Source organism: Streptomyces hazeniae (assembly GCF_031845485.1).
Taxonomy (GTDB): domain Bacteria; phylum Actinomycetota; class Actinomycetes; order Streptomycetales; family Streptomycetaceae; genus Streptomyces; species Streptomyces hazeniae.
This window is the reverse complement of the sequence record NZ_JAVREQ010000020.1, coordinates 95,717-112,521: the sequence shown is the minus strand read 5'-3', so window position 1 is coordinate 112,521 and position 16,805 is coordinate 95,717. Positions and strand designations below refer to the sequence as shown.

Annotated in this window: 14 protein-coding genes; 9 read left to right on the top strand and 5 right to left on the bottom strand. The window is 74.3% G+C overall.

The features are described from left to right. Positions 1–58: 58 nt before the first annotated feature. On the bottom strand, positions 59–1,534 hold the full coding sequence (locus tag RM572_RS20995) for a DNA-binding protein NsdB (protein ID WP_311674913.1): 1,476 nt from the start codon (positions 1,532–1,534) through the stop codon (positions 59–61). A gap of 255 nt (positions 1,535–1,789) precedes the next feature. Here RM572_RS20995 and RM572_RS20990 point away from each other — a divergent pair, with 255 nt between their 5' ends. After that, positions 1,790–2,887 carry an aminoglycoside phosphotransferase family protein gene (locus RM572_RS20990; RefSeq protein WP_311674912.1) on the top strand — a complete coding sequence of 366 codons (1,098 nt, stop codon included), beginning with the start codon at positions 1,790–1,792 and terminating at the stop codon, positions 2,885–2,887. A gap of 133 nt (positions 2,888–3,020) precedes the next feature. Next, a complete protein-coding gene (locus RM572_RS20985) occupies positions 3,021–5,078 on the top strand; it encodes an N-acetylmuramoyl-L-alanine amidase (RefSeq protein WP_394813664.1) in 2,058 nt (685 codons plus the stop codon). Here RM572_RS20985 and RM572_RS20980 read toward each other — a convergent pair. Then, complete coding sequence (locus tag RM572_RS20980; protein WP_027764708.1) at positions 5,068–5,565, bottom strand: hypothetical protein; 498 nt, start codon at positions 5,563–5,565, stop codon at positions 5,068–5,070. The genes RM572_RS20985 and RM572_RS20980 overlap by 11 nt on opposite strands. A 165-nt stretch (positions 5,566–5,730) precedes the next feature. Between RM572_RS20980 and paaK the strand changes: the two genes are divergently transcribed. After that, entirely contained in the window at positions 5,731–7,029 is a 1,299-nt protein-coding gene (paaK, locus tag RM572_RS20975; protein WP_311674911.1) for a phenylacetate--CoA ligase PaaK, read from the top strand. Positions 7,030–7,095: 66 nt separating this feature from the next. Here paaK and RM572_RS20970 read toward each other — a convergent pair whose 3' ends face one another. After that, positions 7,096–8,664: a phytoene desaturase family protein gene (locus tag RM572_RS20970; protein ID WP_311674910.1), complete on the bottom strand. Its 1,569-nt coding sequence runs from the start codon at positions 8,662–8,664 to the stop codon at positions 7,096–7,098. A 172-nt stretch (positions 8,665–8,836) separates the two neighbouring features. Here RM572_RS20970 and dhaK point away from each other — a divergent pair, with 172 nt between their 5' ends. The 3 genes from dhaK to RM572_RS20955 all read left to right on the top strand — a co-directional run bounded on the left by dhaK (position 8,837) and on the right by RM572_RS20955 (position 10,956). Beyond that, positions 8,837–9,829, top strand: coding sequence for a dihydroxyacetone kinase subunit DhaK (dhaK, locus tag RM572_RS20965; RefSeq protein ID WP_311674909.1), 993 nt, complete (start codon positions 8,837–8,839; stop codon positions 9,827–9,829). A 115-nt stretch (positions 9,830–9,944) separates the two neighbouring features. After that, entirely contained in the window at positions 9,945–10,550 is a 606-nt protein-coding gene (dhaL, locus tag RM572_RS20960; protein WP_311674941.1) for a dihydroxyacetone kinase subunit DhaL, read from the top strand. Then, a complete protein-coding gene (locus tag RM572_RS20955) occupies positions 10,543–10,956 on the top strand; it encodes a PTS sugar transporter subunit IIA domain-containing protein (RefSeq protein WP_027764703.1) in 414 nt (137 codons plus the stop codon). Before dhaL ends, RM572_RS20955 begins: the two co-directional genes overlap by 8 nt. A 30-nt stretch (positions 10,957–10,986) precedes the next feature. On the opposite strand, the gene RM572_RS20950 is transcribed toward RM572_RS20955, so the two are convergent. Continuing rightward, positions 10,987–11,502, bottom strand: a complete 516-nt coding sequence (locus RM572_RS20950) for an NUDIX hydrolase (RefSeq protein ID WP_311674908.1) — start codon at positions 11,500–11,502, stop codon at positions 10,987–10,989. Between the two features lie 95 nt (positions 11,503–11,597). Then, a complete protein-coding gene (locus tag RM572_RS20945) occupies positions 11,598–12,401 on the bottom strand; it encodes a glutamate racemase (RefSeq protein ID WP_311674907.1) in 804 nt (267 codons plus the stop codon). A gap of 70 nt (positions 12,402–12,471) precedes the next feature. On the opposite strand from RM572_RS20945, the gene RM572_RS20940 reads away from it, so the two are divergent. The 3 genes from RM572_RS20940 to RM572_RS20930 all read left to right on the top strand — a co-directional run bounded on the left by RM572_RS20940 (position 12,472) and on the right by RM572_RS20930 (position 16,771). Further along, a complete protein-coding gene (locus tag RM572_RS20940) occupies positions 12,472–13,638 on the top strand; it encodes a glycosyltransferase (RefSeq protein ID WP_311674906.1) in 1,167 nt (388 codons plus the stop codon). Positions 13,639–13,809: 171 nt separating this feature from the next. Next, the gene (locus RM572_RS20935) at positions 13,810–14,283 is read left to right on the top strand and encodes a DUF6643 family protein (RefSeq protein ID WP_311674905.1); all 474 of its coding nucleotides are present in this window, start codon (positions 13,810–13,812) and stop codon (positions 14,281–14,283) included. Between the two features lie 109 nt (positions 14,284–14,392). Next, on the top strand, positions 14,393–16,771 hold the full coding sequence (locus tag RM572_RS20930; protein ID WP_311674904.1) for a phosphoketolase family protein: 2,379 nt from the start codon (positions 14,393–14,395) through the stop codon (positions 16,769–16,771). Positions 16,772–16,805 lie beyond the last annotated feature (34 nt).

The window sequence follows — 16,805 nt, the reverse complement described above, 5'->3', positions numbered from 1 at the left end:
CGAGAGCGGTGAGCGCGCGGCGGCGCCTGACGGCGGCTTCCGGCGCCCGGGGGGCCGTTCACACGGCGCTCACGCCCCTGGTCCGTGCGCCGCGCGGGGCCTTGGGGAGCGACTGCCGCACTTCCGCGCGCAGGTCCTCGATCTCCCCCTGCCCCGCGTACCGTCCGGTCAGGCGGTACATCTCGCGCAGCCGGTCCCAGGTGCGGTGGGACGACGTCTGCCCGATGCTCAGCAGCGCCAGCCGGGCGTACCGGTCGGCCTGGTCGGGGTCGTCGGCGATGAAGCAGGCCGACGCCATCGTGAGGTAGTCGAAGATCTTGGACCGCTGCCGGCCGTCGACGCGCAGTGCGAGCGCTTTCTCGGCGTACAGCTGGGCCTGGCCGGCCACGCCGGGGTCGTGTTCGGCGAGGGTGCGGTAGGCGAGGGCCTGCATGCCGTACAGGTCCTCCTCCTTGAAGATCTGCATCCAGCTCGGCGGCGGCACGTCGCCGGGGTCGGAGGCGAACAGCTCCTCGGCCCGGCCGAGGGTGCGGCGCATCTCCTGACCGCGTCCCATGGAAGCCTGCGCCCATGCCTCCACGGTGCAGAGCATGGCGCGGGTACGGGGCAGCGTCTCCTCACCGGAACCGGACTGGGCGAGCTTCATCAGGTCCAGCGCGTCGTCCGGGCGGCCCAGGTGCACCATCTGGCGGGCGGCCCGGGAGAGCGCCTCGCCGGCCCGCGGCCGGTCGCCGCCCTCGCGCGCGGCGTGCGCGGCGATGACGAAGTACTTCTGCGCCGTCGGCTCCAGGCCCACGTCGTGGGACATCCATCCGGCGAGGACCGCGAGGTTCGCGGCGACGCCCCACAGCCGGTGCTGGAGTTGCGGGCTGTGGTGGTAGGCGAGCATGCCGCCCACCTCGTTCAGCTGACCGACCACGGCCTTGCGCTGGAGCCCCCCGCCTCTGGCGGCGTCCCAGGCGCGGAAGACCTCGACGGAGTGCTCGAGGGCTTCGACCTCCTGGACACCCACAGGGGCGGCCTCGTAGCGGTCGAGGAGAGTGGAGTCGGGGTCGAGGGGGTTGTGGAGGGAACCGGCCGCCGAGGCGGGATCCGCCCGGAGCCAGTCGTGGAGGGCACCGCTGAGTGCCGATCCTGCGGCGAGCGCGGCGCCCGCGCCCACCAAGCCGCGTCGGTTGAGCATGAGGTCCATTCCCGTGAATTCGGTGAGGACCGCGGCCATCCGCTCCGGGGCCCAGGGCAGTCCGTCGGCGGACTGCCTGTCCCCTGCTTGTGCTGATCTGCGGAACCCGAGGTCCTCGGTGGTCACGACACGGCCGAGTCGCTCGGTGAACAGGGCTGCCAGCACCTTCGGCACCGGATCACGCGGGGTCTCCCCCATGTCGATCCAGCGCCGCACGCGCGAGGTGTCGGTCGCCAGCTGCGGATGGCCCATGGCCGCCGCCTGCCGGTTGACCCGTCTCGCGAGTTCGCCCTTGGACCAGCCGGCCATGCCGAACAGGTCCGCCAGACGGGAGTTGGGTTCCTTGTTCACGTCAAGCCCCCAGGTTCTCGGCTGAGTTGACAGTAGCCCGCACCGGGCGCCGCTTCGAGCATTCGCCAGGGTTCGCCAGGGTTCGCCAGATGGTGTGCCACCCGCGGACGGGTGTCCTGTAGGAACGCGCCACCCGGCCCGGGGAGCGGTCCCGTCGCGATCCGCATTCCCCAGGGTGCACCGGTCTGCTCCGGTCCCTCCTCCGGGCCGGGGGGCGCACGTCAGCCGTCGGCGCACGAAGGGAACTGCTCACCCATGTATTCAGCAACGTCCCCCGTGGCCGCCCCGCCCCGGCCCCGTTCCACCCAGTTCGGGGGCAGGAACCGCCGGGCGCCCGGAGGCCCGGCACCCTTCAGCGGCAGGCTCGACCTGTCCGGCCCGCAGGGGGCGCAGCTGCGTGCCGTCATCGCCTCGGTGCACCGGGTCTGCCCCGACTTCCGGCCCGTCCAACTGCTGCGGCGCAGCGGCCGTTCGGTGCTGTTGGCCGGAACCGTCGGGCCGCGGCCGGTGGTCGCCAAGTGTTTACTGGACGCCTCTCCCGCGTGGGTGGAGCGGTTCCAGCACGAGGGCGCGGTGTACCGGTCGTTCACCCGGCTCAGGCCGCCGGTGCGGGCGCCGCGGCTGGTGGCCGCCGACCCGGACGGCGGGATGCTGGTGACCGAGCGGATGCCGGGACGTCCCGCGGCACTGCAGCGCCATCCGTTCGAGACTCCGTCGGGGAACGACGTACGCACGGTGCTGGGAGCGCTGTGCCGGCTGAACATGTGGCGGCCCCCGGCGGAGGCGTTCGACCGGCCGCTGGACTATCCGGCGCGGCTGGGCCGCTACCACGAGCTGGGGCTGCTCACCGACCGGGACATGGGCGACCTGCAGAAACTGCTGCACGGGGCCACGCATCCGGGCGGCCGGCCCGGTGCGGCCTGGCAGTTCTGCCACGGGGACGCCCTGCTGTCCAACGTCCTGCTGTCCCCGAACGGTCCGGTGCTGGTCGACTGGGAGCACGCCGGCTGGTACCTGCCCGGGTACGACCTGGCGACGCTGTGGTCCGTGCTCGGTGACGCGCCGCTGGCGCGGCGTCAGATCAGCCAGCTCGCGCAGGCGGCCGGTCCCGCCGCGCGGGACGCCTTCCTGGTGAACCTGATGCTCGTGCTCACCCGCGAGATCCGCACCTACGAGACGGCGGTGCAGCGCACGATGCGCGGACCGGGTCCCGCCCCGGCCGGATCCGCTCCCTGCCCGGACGGGTCGGGAGCGATGACCGTCGGTGAGGAGCAGCGGCTGCTGCTGCGCCGGCTGCACGACGACTGCGGGCTGGCGCGCCGGGCGGTACGTGCGGCGGTGGGCACCGGCTGACCCGCCGCCCCGGTGTGCGCCCGGCGCCGGGGACGGCGGCGGTGCGGTACCCGGACGGCGGTGATTGGGGGCCGCCCCCGCGGTCAATACCTCCCCGGGTACCCGGACCGCACCAGCCGCCGAGGAGACCGCCGTGTTCGGCTCATCCGGTTCCCTTCCCCGTTCCCCCGGCGGGGGCTCTCGCCCCGCCGCGCCCTCCTCACGCAGGCGCGGACGCACCGCGGCGGGGATCTGCGCCGCCGCCCTGCTGCTGCAGACGGCCGCCGCCGCTCCCGTGCTCGCTTCCGCCCGTCCGGCCGAGCCGCCGGCCGGCTCCCTCCAGGGGGCGTTCCAGCGGGCGGCGGAGAGGTACGAGGTGCCGCGGAGTGTGTTGCTGGGGGTGTCGTATCTGCAGTCGCGGTGGGACGGGCATGCGGGTGCGGCGAGTGTGTCGGGCGGGTACGGGCCGATGCATCTGACGGATCTGCGGACGGCGTTGGCGGAGTCCGGGGAGCACCATCACGGGGGTGCGGAGGATCCGCGGGGTGACGCGGCGCGGCCGCTGGACGTGGCGGGGCTGTCTGAGACCGCCCGGGCGGGTGAGGGCCGGGAGGCCGGGCGGGTGCCGGAGCGGCTGCGGACGTTGCCGGAGGCGGCGGAGCTGACGGGTATCGCGGCGGAGCGGCTGCGGGAGGATCCGGCGGCGAACATCGCGGGTGGTGCGGCGCTGCTGGCGCAGGCGCAGCGGGAGCTGGGTCTCCCGGCGAGCGAGGACCCCGCGGACTGGTTCGGCGCGGTCGCCGCCTACTCCGGAGCGGACGACGAGTCGGCGGCCGCCGCGTTCGCCGAGGAGGTGTTCTCCGTGCTGCGCCGAGGGGCGCGGAGGGTCACCGACGCGGGGCAGCCGGTGGAGCTCGAGCCCTCCCCGGCCCTGCGCCCGGGGGGCGGGCGGGCGTCCGGGCCCGGTGTGCGCGCGGGCGCCCCGGACGGCCCGGTGGAGTGCCCGGCGAAGCTGTCCTGCACCTGGCAGCCGGCGGCCTACGAACGATGGGAGAAGGAGGACGGCTCCACCGACTACGGCAACCACGACCGCGCACGGCGCCCGGCCGTCGGCGCCGTCGACTACCTCGTGGTGCACGACGTCGAGGGGTACTGGAACGGCGCCACCAGTCTGATCGAGAACCCCGACTACGTCTCCTGGCACTACACCCTGCGGTCCTCCGACGGGCATGTGGCGCAGCACCTCAGGACCCGGGACGTCGGCTGGCACGCGGGCAACTGGTACGTCAACGCCAGGTCGGTGGGCCTGGAGCACGAGGGCTTCCTGACGAAGCCGGACGCCTGGTACACCGAGGCGATGTACCGCTCCTCCGCCCGTCTGGTGCGGTACCTGGCGAAGAAGTACGACATTCCGCTGGACCGTCAGCACGTCCTCGGTCACGACAACGTGCCGGGCACCACCCCGTCCGCCGTCCGCGGCATGCACACCGACCCCGGACCGTACTGGGACTGGGCGCACTACTTCCGCCTGCTCGGCGCCCCGTTCGGCCCCGAAGGCTCCTGGCGCGGCGCGCAGATGGTGACGATCCTGCCCGACTACGACGCGCACCGGCCGGTCTACACCCGCTGCGACGACTCCGGCGACCCGTGCGCCCCGCACGGCTCCGCCGCCGTCCGCCTGCACACCGCCCCCGACCCGGACGCCCCGCTGGTGAAGGACATCGGCCTGCGCCCGGACGGCGACCCGTCGACCACCGGCGTCAACGACACCGGCGCCCGGGCCACCACGGGCCAGCAGTACGCTCTCGCCGGCCGCGACGGCGACTGGACCGCGATCTGGTATCTCGGCCGGAAGGCCTGGTTCCACAACCCCGCGGACCGGCCGACGGCGGTGCCCGCCCGGGGCAGGATCGTCACCCCGAAGGAGGGCAGGGGTCCCGTCGCCGTGTACGGCCGCGCCTACCCCGAGGCGGGCGCCTACCCGGAGGACGTACCCGTGCAGGACATCGAGCGGCTGCCGTACGAACTGAAGGCGGGACAGCGGTACGTGGTCGGCCTGCGTACCCGCGGCAGCTTCCTGTGGGCGCAGAGCTACGACCCGTCGGGCGGGAAGGCGGTGGTGGTGCACGGGGAGCGGCGCTACGTGCAGGTCCAGTTCGGGCACCGGGTCGCGATCGTCGACGCCCGGGACGTGCGCGTGACTACGGTCTGAAGATCTCCGGCGGGAGCGGCTTGAGCAGCGCGTACAGGTCGCTGGTGATGGGCCGGTCCCAGGAGGCGATGGTGACCAGCACGCCGTCGCTGCGGTCGAACTGCACGCAGGAGATGCGCTCCTCGGTGCACTTCACGCGCCGGACGATCAGCAGGTTGTCCTCGTGCATCACCGGATCGTCCTCGACGGCGGTGACCTCGACCTGCTCCTCGTTCTCCAGGGCGGCGAGCAACTGCGCCACCTCCAGCGGGACCTGCCCCTCCCCCAGGTCGCGGAACGGAGACCCCTCGGGGAGGTTGCCGATGATCATCGCGGGGCCCCGGCCGCCGAAGAGGTCGTAGCGCAGGAAGACGCCCTGGCAGGTGCCGTCCGGCGCGGGCAGCAGTCCGGCGCCCAGGTTCCCGGGCCAGTCGGACGGGTCCATGGCCAGGACGTCGAAGTCGGGCCCGGCGGGGACGGGGGCGCTGCGGCGGCGGAGGAAGGACATGCCCGCCATGGTACGTCGCGGCCACCGGGGGCCACGGTGCGGTCGGGCGGGCGCCGGACCGGCCTGAGGCGGGCCCCGGAGTCCGCCGGCGGCGACCCCTTGACGGACCTCGGCGCCTCCTGGTTGTTTGAACGGGATCAAGCTACCGAATGATCGGTTGGGGCGATGCACATGCAGGTCACCGAGGCCGTCGACGCCGCGCGCGGGCTGTCCGGAGAGGAGCTGCGCGCGTTGCAGCTGGAGCGGCTGCGCGCCACGCTCCACCACGCGTACGAGAACGTGGACCACTACCGCCGGGCCTTCGACGCGGCGGGGGTGCGGCCCGAGGACTGCCGGGGCCTGGAGGACCTGGCACGCTTCCCGTTCACCGTGAAGGACGACCTGCGCGAGCAGTACCCGTTCGGGATGTTCGCGGTGCCGCGGGAACGGCTGCGCCGCGTGCACGCCTCCAGTGGCACCACCGGTCAGCCGACGGTCGTCGGCTACACCGAGCGGGACATCGAGGTCTGGTCGGACCTGGTGGCCCGGAGCATCCACGCCGCGGGCGGGCGGCCCGGGCACCTCGTCCATGTCGCCTACGGCTACGGCCTGTTCACGGGCGGGCTCGGCGCGCACTACGGCGCGGAGCGGCTCGGCTGCACGGTCGTGCCCGCCTCGGGCGGGATGACGGCCCGGCAGGTGCGGCTGATCCAGGACTTCCGTCCGGAGATCATCATGGTCACCCCGTCCTACATGCTCACCCTGCTGGACGAGTTCGAGCGGCAGGGCGTCGACCCGCGCGCCTCCTCGCTGCGGACCGGGATCTTCGGTGCCGAACCGTGGACGGAGGAGATGCGCCGGGAGATCGAGGAACGCGCCGGCATCGACGCCGTGGACATCTACGGCCTGTCGGAGGTCATGGGCCCGGGCGTCTCGCAGGAGTGCGTGGAGACCAAGGACGGCCTGCACGTGTGGGAGGACCACTTCCTGCCGGAGATCGTCGACCCGGTCACCGGGGAGCCGGTGCCGGAGGGCGGGACGGGCGAACTCGTCTTCACCTCGCTCACCAAGGAGGCGATGCCGGTGATCCGCTACCGGACCCGGGATCTGACCCGGCTGCTTCCGGGGACGGCGTGGCCGGCGTTCCGGCGCATGGAGAAGGTCACCGGACGGTGCGACGACATGATCATCCTGCGCGGGGTGAACCTCTTCCCCGCGCAGATCGAGGAGATCGTGCTGCGGACGCCCGGTGTGGCGCCGCACTTCCAGCTGCGGCTGACCCGCGAGGGCCGGATGGACCGGCTGACGGTGCGGGCCGAGGCGCGGCCGGGTGCGACACCGGAGCAACGCACGGAGGCGGTGGAGACGATCGGGCGCGAGGTGAAGGACGGCATCGGCGTCTCGGTGGCGGTGGAGATCACCGAACCGGAGACGCTGGAACGCTCGGTCGGCAAGATCAGGCGCATCGTCGACGAGCGGGAGTGACGCCGGTGTCCCGGGAGCCCGGGGCTCCCGGGACACCGCCCGCCGCGCGGGAGCGCCCGCGGACGCTCAGCCGGACTTCCGGCCCTCCGCCTCGAGGACGGCCATCGCCGCGTTGTGCCCCGGCACCCCGCTGACGCCGCCGCCGCGCACCGCGCCCGATCCGCACAGCAGGACGCCCGCGTGCCCGGTCTCCACGCCCCACCGCCCGGCGTCGGGGTCCCGGTAGGGGAAGGCCAGGTCGCCGTGGAAGATGTGGCCGCCGGGCAGCCGCAGTTCGCGTTCGAGGTCGACTGGCGTCTTGGCCTCGATGCAGGGCCGCCCCTCGGCGTCGACGGCCAGGCAGTCGGCCAGCGGCTCGTCCAGGTGGGCGTCGAGCTGGGCGATCGTGGCCTTCAGCACCTCCGCGCGCCGGGCGTCGTTGTCGCCGGTGAACAGCTCCCCGGGCATGAGCAGCCCGAACAGGGTGAGCGTCTGGTAGCCCTGCTCGACCAGCTCCGGGCCCAGGATCGAGGGGTCGGTGAGCGAGTGGCAGTAGATCTCGGACGGGGGCGCCGACGGCACCCGGCCGTCCGCGGCCTGCCGGTGCGCGTCGGCGAGCGCCTGGTACCCCTCGGCGATGTGGAAGGTGCCGGCGAACGCCTCCCTCGGGTCCACGGCGGTGTCCCGCAGCCGGGGCAGCCGGCGCAGCAGCATGTTGACCTTGAGCTGCGACCCGGAGGCGCGCTCGGCGGGCTCCTCGCCCAGCATCGCGGCCAGGGCCTCGGGTGACGCGCCGACCAGCACGTGCCGGGCGGCCACCATGCCTTCGGTGCCGCCGGTGCTGTAGTGGACCTCGGCGCCCGCGCCGTCCGGCGCGATGCGGTGCACGTGGTGCCCGGTGAGCAGCTCGGCACCGGCCGAGCGGGCGGCGTCGGCGAGTGCCCCGGTGACCGCGCCCATGCCGCCGACGGGAACGTCCCAGTCGCCGGTGCCGCCGCCGATGACGTGGTAGAGGAAGCACCGGTTCTGGGCCAGCGACGGGTCGTGGGCGTGCGAGAACGTGCCGATCAGGGCATCGGTGAGCACCACGCCGCGCACCAGGTCGTCGCGGAAGCGCCGCTCGATCTCCTCGCCCAGCGGACGTGCGAACAGCGCCTCCCAGGCCGCGTCGTCGGCCACGGCCGCGCGCAGTTCCTCCCGGGTGGGCAGCGGACCGGTGAGGGTGGGGAAGACCCGCTCGGCGACGCGGGCGGTCATGGCGTAGAAGTCCTGCCACTCCTCGAACTCCCGGTCCGAGCCCGTCAGGCGGGCGAAGGAGTCACGGGTGCGGGCGTCGTCGTCGGTGACCAGCAGGCCGCCGGCCGTGCCGCCGATGACGGAGGGCGTGTAGGAGGACACGGCGCGTTTGCGCAGCGGCAGGCGCAGCCCGAGATCGTCGGCGATCTGCCGAGGCAGCAGGCTGACCAGGTAGGAGTAGGCGGACAGGCGGGCGTCGACGCCGGCGAACGGGGTGGTGGAGACGGCGGCGCCGCCGGTGTGGTCGGAGCGTTCCAGCAGGGCCACGGAGAGACCGGCGCGGGCGAGATACGCGGCGGAGACCAGGCCGTTGTGGCCGCCGCCGACGATCACGGCGTCGTAGGAGGGCTTGTCTGGCATGCTCCCCTGTCTACACGGCCCTCCCCCGCTCCGACCAGGGGCGGGGCTCCGGGGGAGCGGCGACGAGGGCGGGGAGGCGATCTAGGGATTCCCCGAGTGTCGCGCCGTTCCCCACCCGGTGCGAGCCTGGTTGAGTGAGGTGTTCGGTGTCGGTGCCAGCCGGGAGGACTCCATGCGACAGCTGATCAATGTGCCGGAGACGGTGGTCGAGGAAGCGCTGCGCGGCGTGGCCGCCGCGCATCCGGACCTCACCGTGGACGTCGAGAACCGGATCGTGCTCCGCGGGGACGCGCCGGTGGCCGGGAAGGTCGGGCTGATCTCCGGCGGCGGCTCCGGCCACGAGCCGCTCCACGGCGGGTTCGTCGGGTTCGGGATGCTCGACGCGGCGTGTCCGGGCGAGGTCTTCACCTCGCCGGTGCCGGACCAGATGGTGCGCGCCGCGGCCGCCGTGGACAGCGGGGCGGGCGTGCTGTTCATCGTGAAGAACTACACCGGCGACGTCCTGAACTTCCAGATGGCCCAGGAGATGGCCGAGGACGAGGGCGTGCAGGTCGCCAGCGTGCTGGTGGCGGACGACGTGGCGGTGGAGGACAGCACGCACACGGCGGGCCGGCGCGGCACCGGGGCCACGCTGTTCGTGGAGAAGATCGCCGGGGCGGCGGCGCAGGCCGGGGAGCCGCTGGAGCGGGTGGAGGCCCTGGCCCGCCGGGTTTCGGAGTCCTCCCGCAGCTTCGGGGTGGCGCTCAGCGCGTGCAGCACACCCGCCAAGGGCGGCCCCACCTTCGACCTGCCGGCCGGCGAGCTGGAACTGGGCATCGGCATCCACGGCGAACCCGGCCGGGAGCGCCGGGCCATGATGACCTCGGGCGAGATCGCCGACTTCGCGGTGCAGACGGTGCTGGACGACCTGAGGCCGGAGGGGCCCGTGCTCGCACTGGTCAGCGGCCTGGGCGCGACGCCGCTGCTGGAGCTGTACGGCTTCGCGGGCGAGGTGCACCGGGTGCTCGCGGAGCGCCGCGTGCCGGTGGCCCGCACGCTGGTCGGCAACTACGTGACCTCGCTCGACATGGCAGGGGCCTCGGTCACCCTGTGCCGGGCGGACGAGGAGATGCTGCGGCTGTGGGACGCTCCCGTGGCCACCCCCGGGCTGCGCTGGGGCGCCTAGGACCCGCCGTGCACCCCCGTACCGCCCGCCGTGTTTCCGTCGCCCGACGTGTCAGGAGACTCCCTTGCCCGACTCCCCCGGTTCCGTACTCGACACCACGCGCGCACTGCGCTGGATGAACGCCGCCGCGGACGCGGTGGACCGTGAGGCGGACCGTCTCACCGAACTCGACTCGCCGATCGGCGACGCCGATCACGGCACCAACCTGCGGCGCGGCTTCACGGCCGTACGGCAGGGTCTGCGCGACGACCAGCCCTCCGGGCCCGGACCGGTGCTGCTGCTCTCCGGACGGCTCCTGGTCTCCAAGGTCGGCGGCGCCTCCGGCCCGCTGTACGGCACCCTGCTGCGCCGCGCGGGCAAGGCGCTCGGCGACGAGTCCGCGGCGGACGGCCGGCAGGTCGCGGCTGCGCTGCGCATCGGCGTGGAGGCCGTGGGGCAGCTGGGTGGCGCCGTCGAGGGCGACAAGACGATGCTGGACGCGCTCTTCCCGGCGCTGACCGCGCTGGAGGAGGCGCTGGAGTCCGGGGAGGACCTCGCCGACGCGCTGGCCGCCGCCGGGCGGGCGGCGGCGGAGGGCGCCACGGCGACCGTGCCGCTGCGGGCCCGTAGGGGCCGGGCGAGCTACCTGGGCGAGCGGAGCGTGGGCCACGAGGACCCCGGCGCCGCGTCCTCGGTGCTGCTGGTGACGGCGCTGGCGGAGGCGGTGGGCGCCGGTGAGTGAGCAGGAGGAGCCGCGGGTCGGCCTGGTGCTCGTCTCGCACAGCTCGCAGGTGGCGGCCGCGGTCGCGCAGATGGCGTCCGGGCTGGTGGGCACCGGCGGGTCGGTGCCGGTCGCGGCGGCGGGCGGTGCGCCGGACGGCGGGCTGGGCACCGACGCCGACGCCATCCGGGAGGCGGCGCTGTCCGTGGACGAGGGCGCCGGGGTGCTGCTGCTGGCCGACCTGGGCAGCGCGGTGCTGACCGTACGCGCGCTCCTGGCGGAGGACGAGCTGCCGAAGGACAGCGAACTGCTGGACGCCCCGTTCGTGGAGGGCGCCGTGGCCGCGGTGGTCTCCGCGTCGGCCGGGGCGGACCGTGCGGCGGTCGCGGCGGCGGCACGGGACGCGTACGAGTACCGGAAGGTCTGAGGCCCGCCCGCCGCCCGGCGGCACGGCTGTTCAGCCGGGCGGCGGCCCCTCGGGAGCGGGGGCGCCGCCCGCGGGCACGTCGTAGGCGAACCAGGCGGGGCCCTCCTGTGCTGCCCGCTTGATCCGCTGCACCGCGAACTCCTCCAGGGACGGCAGGTCGTCCTGCGCGAACCAGCCCACTTCCAGCGACTCGTCGTCGTTCACCCGCGCCTCGCCGCCCACGGCGCGGCAGCGGAAGGAGATGTCCATGAACTGGCAGCGGTCGCCGTTCGGGTAGCGGATGGGCTCCAGGCCCTGGACGGAGATGATGCGCTCGGGAACGCATTCGACGGCGGTCTCCTCGCGCACCTCGCGCACGATGGTGTCGGCGGGCTGCTCCCCCGGTTCGGCGATGCCGCCGATGATGGCCCAGCGGCCGGTGTCGGCGCGCCGGGCGAGCAGCACCCGCTCCTCGTCGTCGAACACCACCGCGCTGACGCCGGGCAGGAAGAGCAGTTGCTGACCGGCGGTGGCACGGATCGCGCGGATGAACTCGGGTGTCGCCATGCGCCCGACTCTAGGACGTGACGCGCGGCCGGCGGTGTCCTCCCCCGCGGGGCTTCGTCCGTGTGAGGGACCTCGCCGCGGAGGGCGGGCGGGGGTCAGGCGGGCGGGCGGCGGCCCGTCGGGGCGGGGAGCGCGTCGGCGAGCAGACGGCCCTCGGCGTAGGTGCGGGCCGCCTGCGGCAGCTCTCCGGGCCGGCCGCTGAGCAGGACGGTGAGTCCGCCGGTCGCCGGGGCCTGCGGGGCGGGCGCGGCGTCGAGGCGGCGCAGCGCCTGGGCGGCGACGGCGTCGGCGGAGCCGTACAGCTCGGGGAGGGGGCCCTCGTGCGCGGCGGCGGTGCGGATACGCGCTCCGACCAGTTCGTAGTGGGTGCAGCCGAGGACCACCGCGCGGGCTCCGGCCGGGGTCAGCCGCCCGGCGGCGGCGACGGCCGCGTCGATCCGGTCCTCGTCGCCGGACTGGACGGCGTCGGCGAGGCCGTGGCAGGGGACCTCGGTGATCCGGGCGCCGTTGCCGAAGTCGCCGATCAGCCGCCGCTGGTAGGCGCTCCCGGTGGTGGCCGGGGTGGCCCAGACGGCGACCGGGCCGCCGGAGGCGGCGGCGGGCTTGACGGCCGGCACGGTGCCGACGACCGGTACCAGCGGCTCGAGTTCGGCGCGCAGGGCGGGCAGGGCGTGCACGGAGGCGGTGTTGCAGGCGACGATCAGCGCGTCGGGGCGGTGGGCTGCGGCGGCCCGCGCGCAGGCCAGGGCCCTGGCGGCGATGTCGCCGGCGGTACGCGGTCCCCACGGCAGCCCGTCGGGGTCGCTGGAGAGCACCAGGTCGGCGTCGGGACGGAGGCGGCGTACCGCGGCCGCGGCGGGCAGCAGTCCGATTCCGGAGTCCACGAGCGCGATCTTCACGGCGGAACTCTAACCGATCGCCACGCCGCGCTCCCGGTGCGTGCGGGCGCCCTGCGGCAGACTGCCGCAGGTGAGCGTGCTGACGTGGACCTCGTGGCTGTCACTGGCGGCGTGGCTGTGGCTGCTTCTCGCACACGGCGGTTTCTGGCGCACCGATGTGCGGCTGCCGCCCCCGGACCCGGCGGGCGACGGGGCCCGGGCGGGTGCGGACGGGGAGCCGTGGCCGCCGGTGGCGATCGTGGTGCCGGCGCGCGACGAGGCGGCCGTGCTGCCACTCACGCTGCCCTCGCTGCTCGCCCAGCGGTACCCGGGCCCGGCCGAGGTGGTCCTGGTCGACGACGGCAGCAGCGACGGGACCGGTGAGGTCGCCCGCACGCTGGCCGCGTCGGCGCCCGGGGCGCTGCCGCTGACCGTGTGTTCCCCGGGACCGCCCCCGCCGGGCTGGACCGGCAAACTGTGGGCCGTCCGGCACGGCGTCGCGGTGGCCCGCTCGCGGCGCGCGGCGACGTACCTGCTGCTGACCGACGCCGACATCGCGCACCCGCCGGACTCGCTGCACGCCCTGGTGCGCGCCGCGCGCGACGGCGGCCTGGACCTCGTCTCGCTGATGGCCCGGCTGCGGGTGGCCACCGGCTGGGAGCGCCTGGTGGTACCGGCGTTCGTGTACTTCTTCGCGCAGCTCTACCCGTTCTCCCGGGTCAACCGGCCGGGTGGCCGTACGGCGGCCGCGGCCGGCGGATGCATGCTGCTGCGCGCGGACGCCGCCGACCGGGCGGGCCTCCCCGGGAGCGTTCGCGGCGCGGTGATCGACGACGTCGCCGTGGGCCGTGCGGTGAAGCGCGGCGGCGGACGGGTGTGGCTGGGCCTGGCGGGGGAGGTGGCGAGCGTGCGGCCGTACGAAGGACTGGCTCCGCTGTGGGCGATGGTGGCGCGCAGCGCGTACGCCCAGCTGCGGCACAGCCGGTCGCTGCTGGCCGTGACGGTGGCGGGTCTGCTGCTGGTGTACGTGGCGCCGCCCGCGACGGCGCTCGCCGGGCATGCCGTCGGCTGGGCGGCCTGGGCGCTGATGACGCTCAGCTACCTGCCGGCCGTGCGGTACCACCGGGTGCCGTGGTGGGTGGTGTTGACGCTGCCCGCGGTGGCGGTGCTGTACCTGCTGATGACGGTGGACTCGGCGGTGCGGCACCACCGTGGCGCGGGTGCCGCGTGGAAGGGCCGGACGTACGCCGGCACGTGACACCCGGCCCGATGTTGGCCGGATCGTGCCCTTTACACGAACACAAGGCACCGGTGCGACCGTTTCTTCCCTCTTTCGCTCGAATTGGTGACGTCCGGTCACGTGTGACGCGCAAAATGACCCGCTTATCGGGCTCCCCAACCAGCACATCGTGGGCTTAACTTATGGACTATGACCTCCCCCCGCAGCACCTACGGCGGCGGTTACTACGCTGCTCCTGCATTCCCCGACACCCCGATCTACGACATGCTCGTGGCCGAGCGGGGTACCCCGCAGATCGCCCCGATCCGGGTGCCCGCCGCGTACGACACCGGGAGTCACCTGCCCGCGCTGCCGTCCGCGCTGCCCGCGCTCCCGTCCGGGCAGGGGCACCCCTACGGGCAGCAGCACGGCTATCCCGCCCAGCAGCCGGCGCCGCTCCACCAGGCCCCTTCCCCGTACATCCCGCAGCAGCAGAGCCAGCCGCGCGGCTACGGCTACCCGGGTCCGCAGGGCGGACCCCAGGGTCAGCAGGGCTACCCGGGCGCCGGCCAGCAGCCGCAGCACCAGATGCGTCCCGTGGCCCCGCGTCCCGCCGCGCCGCGGCAGATGCCGGGCGGCTACGACGACCCGTACGGACGTCCGTACCAGGGCCGGGGGTACTGACCTCCGGACTCCGCACCGCGGGGCCGGGGAACGACGCGGCGGCGACCCATCAGGGGGAGGGCGCCGCCCGCGACGTGTCATCCCCTCGCATGCCTGGTACCCCTCCGGCATGCAGACCTCCCCACGGCTCACGCACGAGGAGGCGGAGCGGCTGGACGCGCACTGGCGCGCGCTGGTCTACCTCGCCGCCTGCCAGCTCTACCTGCGCGACAACCCGCTGCTGGGCCAGCCGCTGCGCCCGGAGCACATCAAGCCGCGGCTCCTCGGCCACTGGGGCACGTGTCCCGGTCTCGGCCTGGTCTACACCCACCTGAACCGGCTGATCCGGAACCGGCGCCTGGAGGCGCTCTGCGTGTGGGGCCCCGGACACGGTGCGCCCGCCGTGCTCGCGGGGAGCTGGCTGGAGGGCACCTACGGCGAGCTGTTCCCGGACGTGCCGCGCGACGCCGACGGCATGACCCGGCTCTTCCGCGCCTTCTCCACGCCCGGCGGCGTGCCGAGCCACACCGCTCCCGGAGTGCCCGGATCCATCCAGGAGGGCGGCGAGCTGGGGTACTCCCTGGCCCACGCCTACGGCGCCGCGATGGACAACCCCGGCCTGCTGGTCTGCTGCGTGATCGGGGACGGCGAGGCGGAGACGGGGCCACTGGCGACCTCCTGGCACGCCGACAAGTTCCTCGACCCCGTCCACGACGGCGCGGTGCTGCCCGTGCTGCACCTCAACGGCTACAAGATCGCCAACCCCACGGTGCTGGCCCGTATCCCCGAGGAAGAACTCGACGCCCTGATGCGGGGCTACGGGTACGACCCGGTGCACGTGACGGCGGCACCGGACAGCGACCGGCTCGAGGTGCACGCGGCGATGGCCGCCGCGTTCGACAGCGCCGCGGACCGGATCGGTGCCCTGCAGCGCGCCGCCCGCGCGGAGACCGGAGCCGACCGGCCGCGCTGGCCGATGATCGTCCTGCGCACTCCCAAGGGCTGGACCGGCCCGGCGTCGGTCGACGGGGTCCCGGTGGAGGACACCTGGCGGGCGCACCAGATCCCGATCGCCGGGGTGCGGGAGGACCGTGAGCGGCTGCGGCAGCTGGAGGGCTGGCTGCGCAGCTACGGCCCCGAGGAGCTGTTCGACGACAGCGGTCGGCCGCTGCCGCACGTGCTGGACTGCGTACCGGCCGGCGACCTCCGGCTGGGCGCGCTGCCGCAGGCCAACGGCGGCCGCCTGCTGCGCGACCTGCCGCTGCCGGCGCTCGAACCGCACGCGGTGGACCCCGAACGGCCGGGCGCGAGCATGCACGAGCCGACCCGGGTGCTGGGTGGCTGGCTCGGCGAGCTGATGTCGGCGACCCACGAGCGGCGCGACTTCCGCATGTTCGGGCCGGACGAGACGGCCTCCAACCACCTCGACGACGTCTACGGCGCGACCCCGAAGGGCTGGCAGGCGCGCACCCGTCCCACCGACGAGCATCTGGGCCCGCACGGCAGGGTCCTGGAGGCGCTCTCCGAGCACCTGTGCCAGGGCTGGCTGGAGGGGTACGTGCTGACCGGCCGGCACGGCCTGTTCGCCTCCTACGAGGCGTTCGCGCACATCGTGGACAGCATGGCGAGCCAGCACATCAAGTGGGTGCACAGTGCGCGGGAGGTGCCCTGGCGGCTGCCCATCTCCGCGCTCAACTACCTGCTGACCTCGCACGCCTGGCGGCAGGACCACAACGGCTTCTCGCACCAGGACCCCGGCTTCGTCGACCACGTGCTCAACAAGAGCCCGGAGGTCGTCCGCGTCTACCTGCCGCCGGACGCCAACACCCTGCTGTGCGTGGCCGACCACGTGCTGCGCACCCGCGACACGGTCAACGTGGTCGTCGCCGGGAAGCAGGAGTGCTTCGACTGGCTCGGGCTGGAAGAGGCCCGGGCGCACTGCGACCGCGGGGTGGGCATCTGGGAGTGGGCCGGCACCGAGACCTACGGCGAGGAACCGGACGTGGTGCTCGCGTGCGCCGGCGACGTGCCCACCCAGGAGGTCATGGCCGCCGCCTCGCTGCTGCGGGCCCACGTGCCCGAACTCGCCGTGCGCGTGGTGAACGTCGTGGACCTGGCGCGGCTGCTGCCGCACCAGGAGCACCCGCACGGGATGCGGGACGCCGACTTCGACGGCGTCTTCACCCGGGACCGGCCGGTCGTCTTCGCGTACCACGGCTACCCGTGGCTGATCCACCGGCTCGCCTACCGCCGTGCCGTGCACCCGCACCTGCACGTCCGCGGGTACAAGGAGTCCGGCTCGACGACCACGCCGTTCGACATGGTGGTCCGCAACGACCTGGACCGGTACCGGCTGGTGATGGACGTGCTGGACCGGGTGCCGGGCCTGGCGGTGCGGGCGGCCGGCGTGCGGCAGGCGATGGCGGACGTGCGGTCCCGCCACCATGCCTGGATCCTCGAGCACGGCACGGACCTGTCGGAGGTCGCGGGCTGGCGGTGGGAGGAGTGAGCCGGGCGCGCCACGCGGGCGCGCCCGGCCAGGG

What these genes read in the sequence shown, in the direction of transcription:
- RM572_RS20990 (WP_311674912.1), top strand. Translation starts at nt 1,790, where the DNA reads ATGTATTCAGCAACGTCCCCCGTGGCCGCCCCGCCCCGGCCCCGTTCC.
- RM572_RS20980 (WP_027764708.1), bottom strand. Translation starts at nt 5,565, where the DNA reads ATGTCCTTCCTCCGCCGCCGCAGCGCCCCCGTCCCCGCCGGGCCCGAC.
- paaK (WP_311674911.1), top strand. Translation starts at nt 5,731, where the DNA reads ATGCACATGCAGGTCACCGAGGCCGTCGACGCCGCGCGCGGGCTGTCC.
- RM572_RS20970 (WP_311674910.1), bottom strand. Translation starts at nt 8,664, where the DNA reads ATGCCAGACAAGCCCTCCTACGACGCCGTGATCGTCGGCGGCGGCCAC.
- dhaK (WP_311674909.1), top strand. Translation starts at nt 8,837, where the DNA reads ATGCGACAGCTGATCAATGTGCCGGAGACGGTGGTCGAGGAAGCGCTG.
- dhaL (WP_311674941.1), top strand. Translation starts at nt 9,945, where the DNA reads ATGAACGCCGCCGCGGACGCGGTGGACCGTGAGGCGGACCGTCTCACC.
- RM572_RS20950 (WP_311674908.1), bottom strand. Translation starts at nt 11,502, where the DNA reads ATGGCGACACCCGAGTTCATCCGCGCGATCCGTGCCACCGCCGGTCAG.
- RM572_RS20935 (WP_311674905.1), top strand. Translation starts at nt 13,810, where the DNA reads ATGACCTCCCCCCGCAGCACCTACGGCGGCGGTTACTACGCTGCTCCT.
- RM572_RS20930 (WP_311674904.1), top strand. Translation starts at nt 14,393, where the DNA reads ATGCAGACCTCCCCACGGCTCACGCACGAGGAGGCGGAGCGGCTGGAC.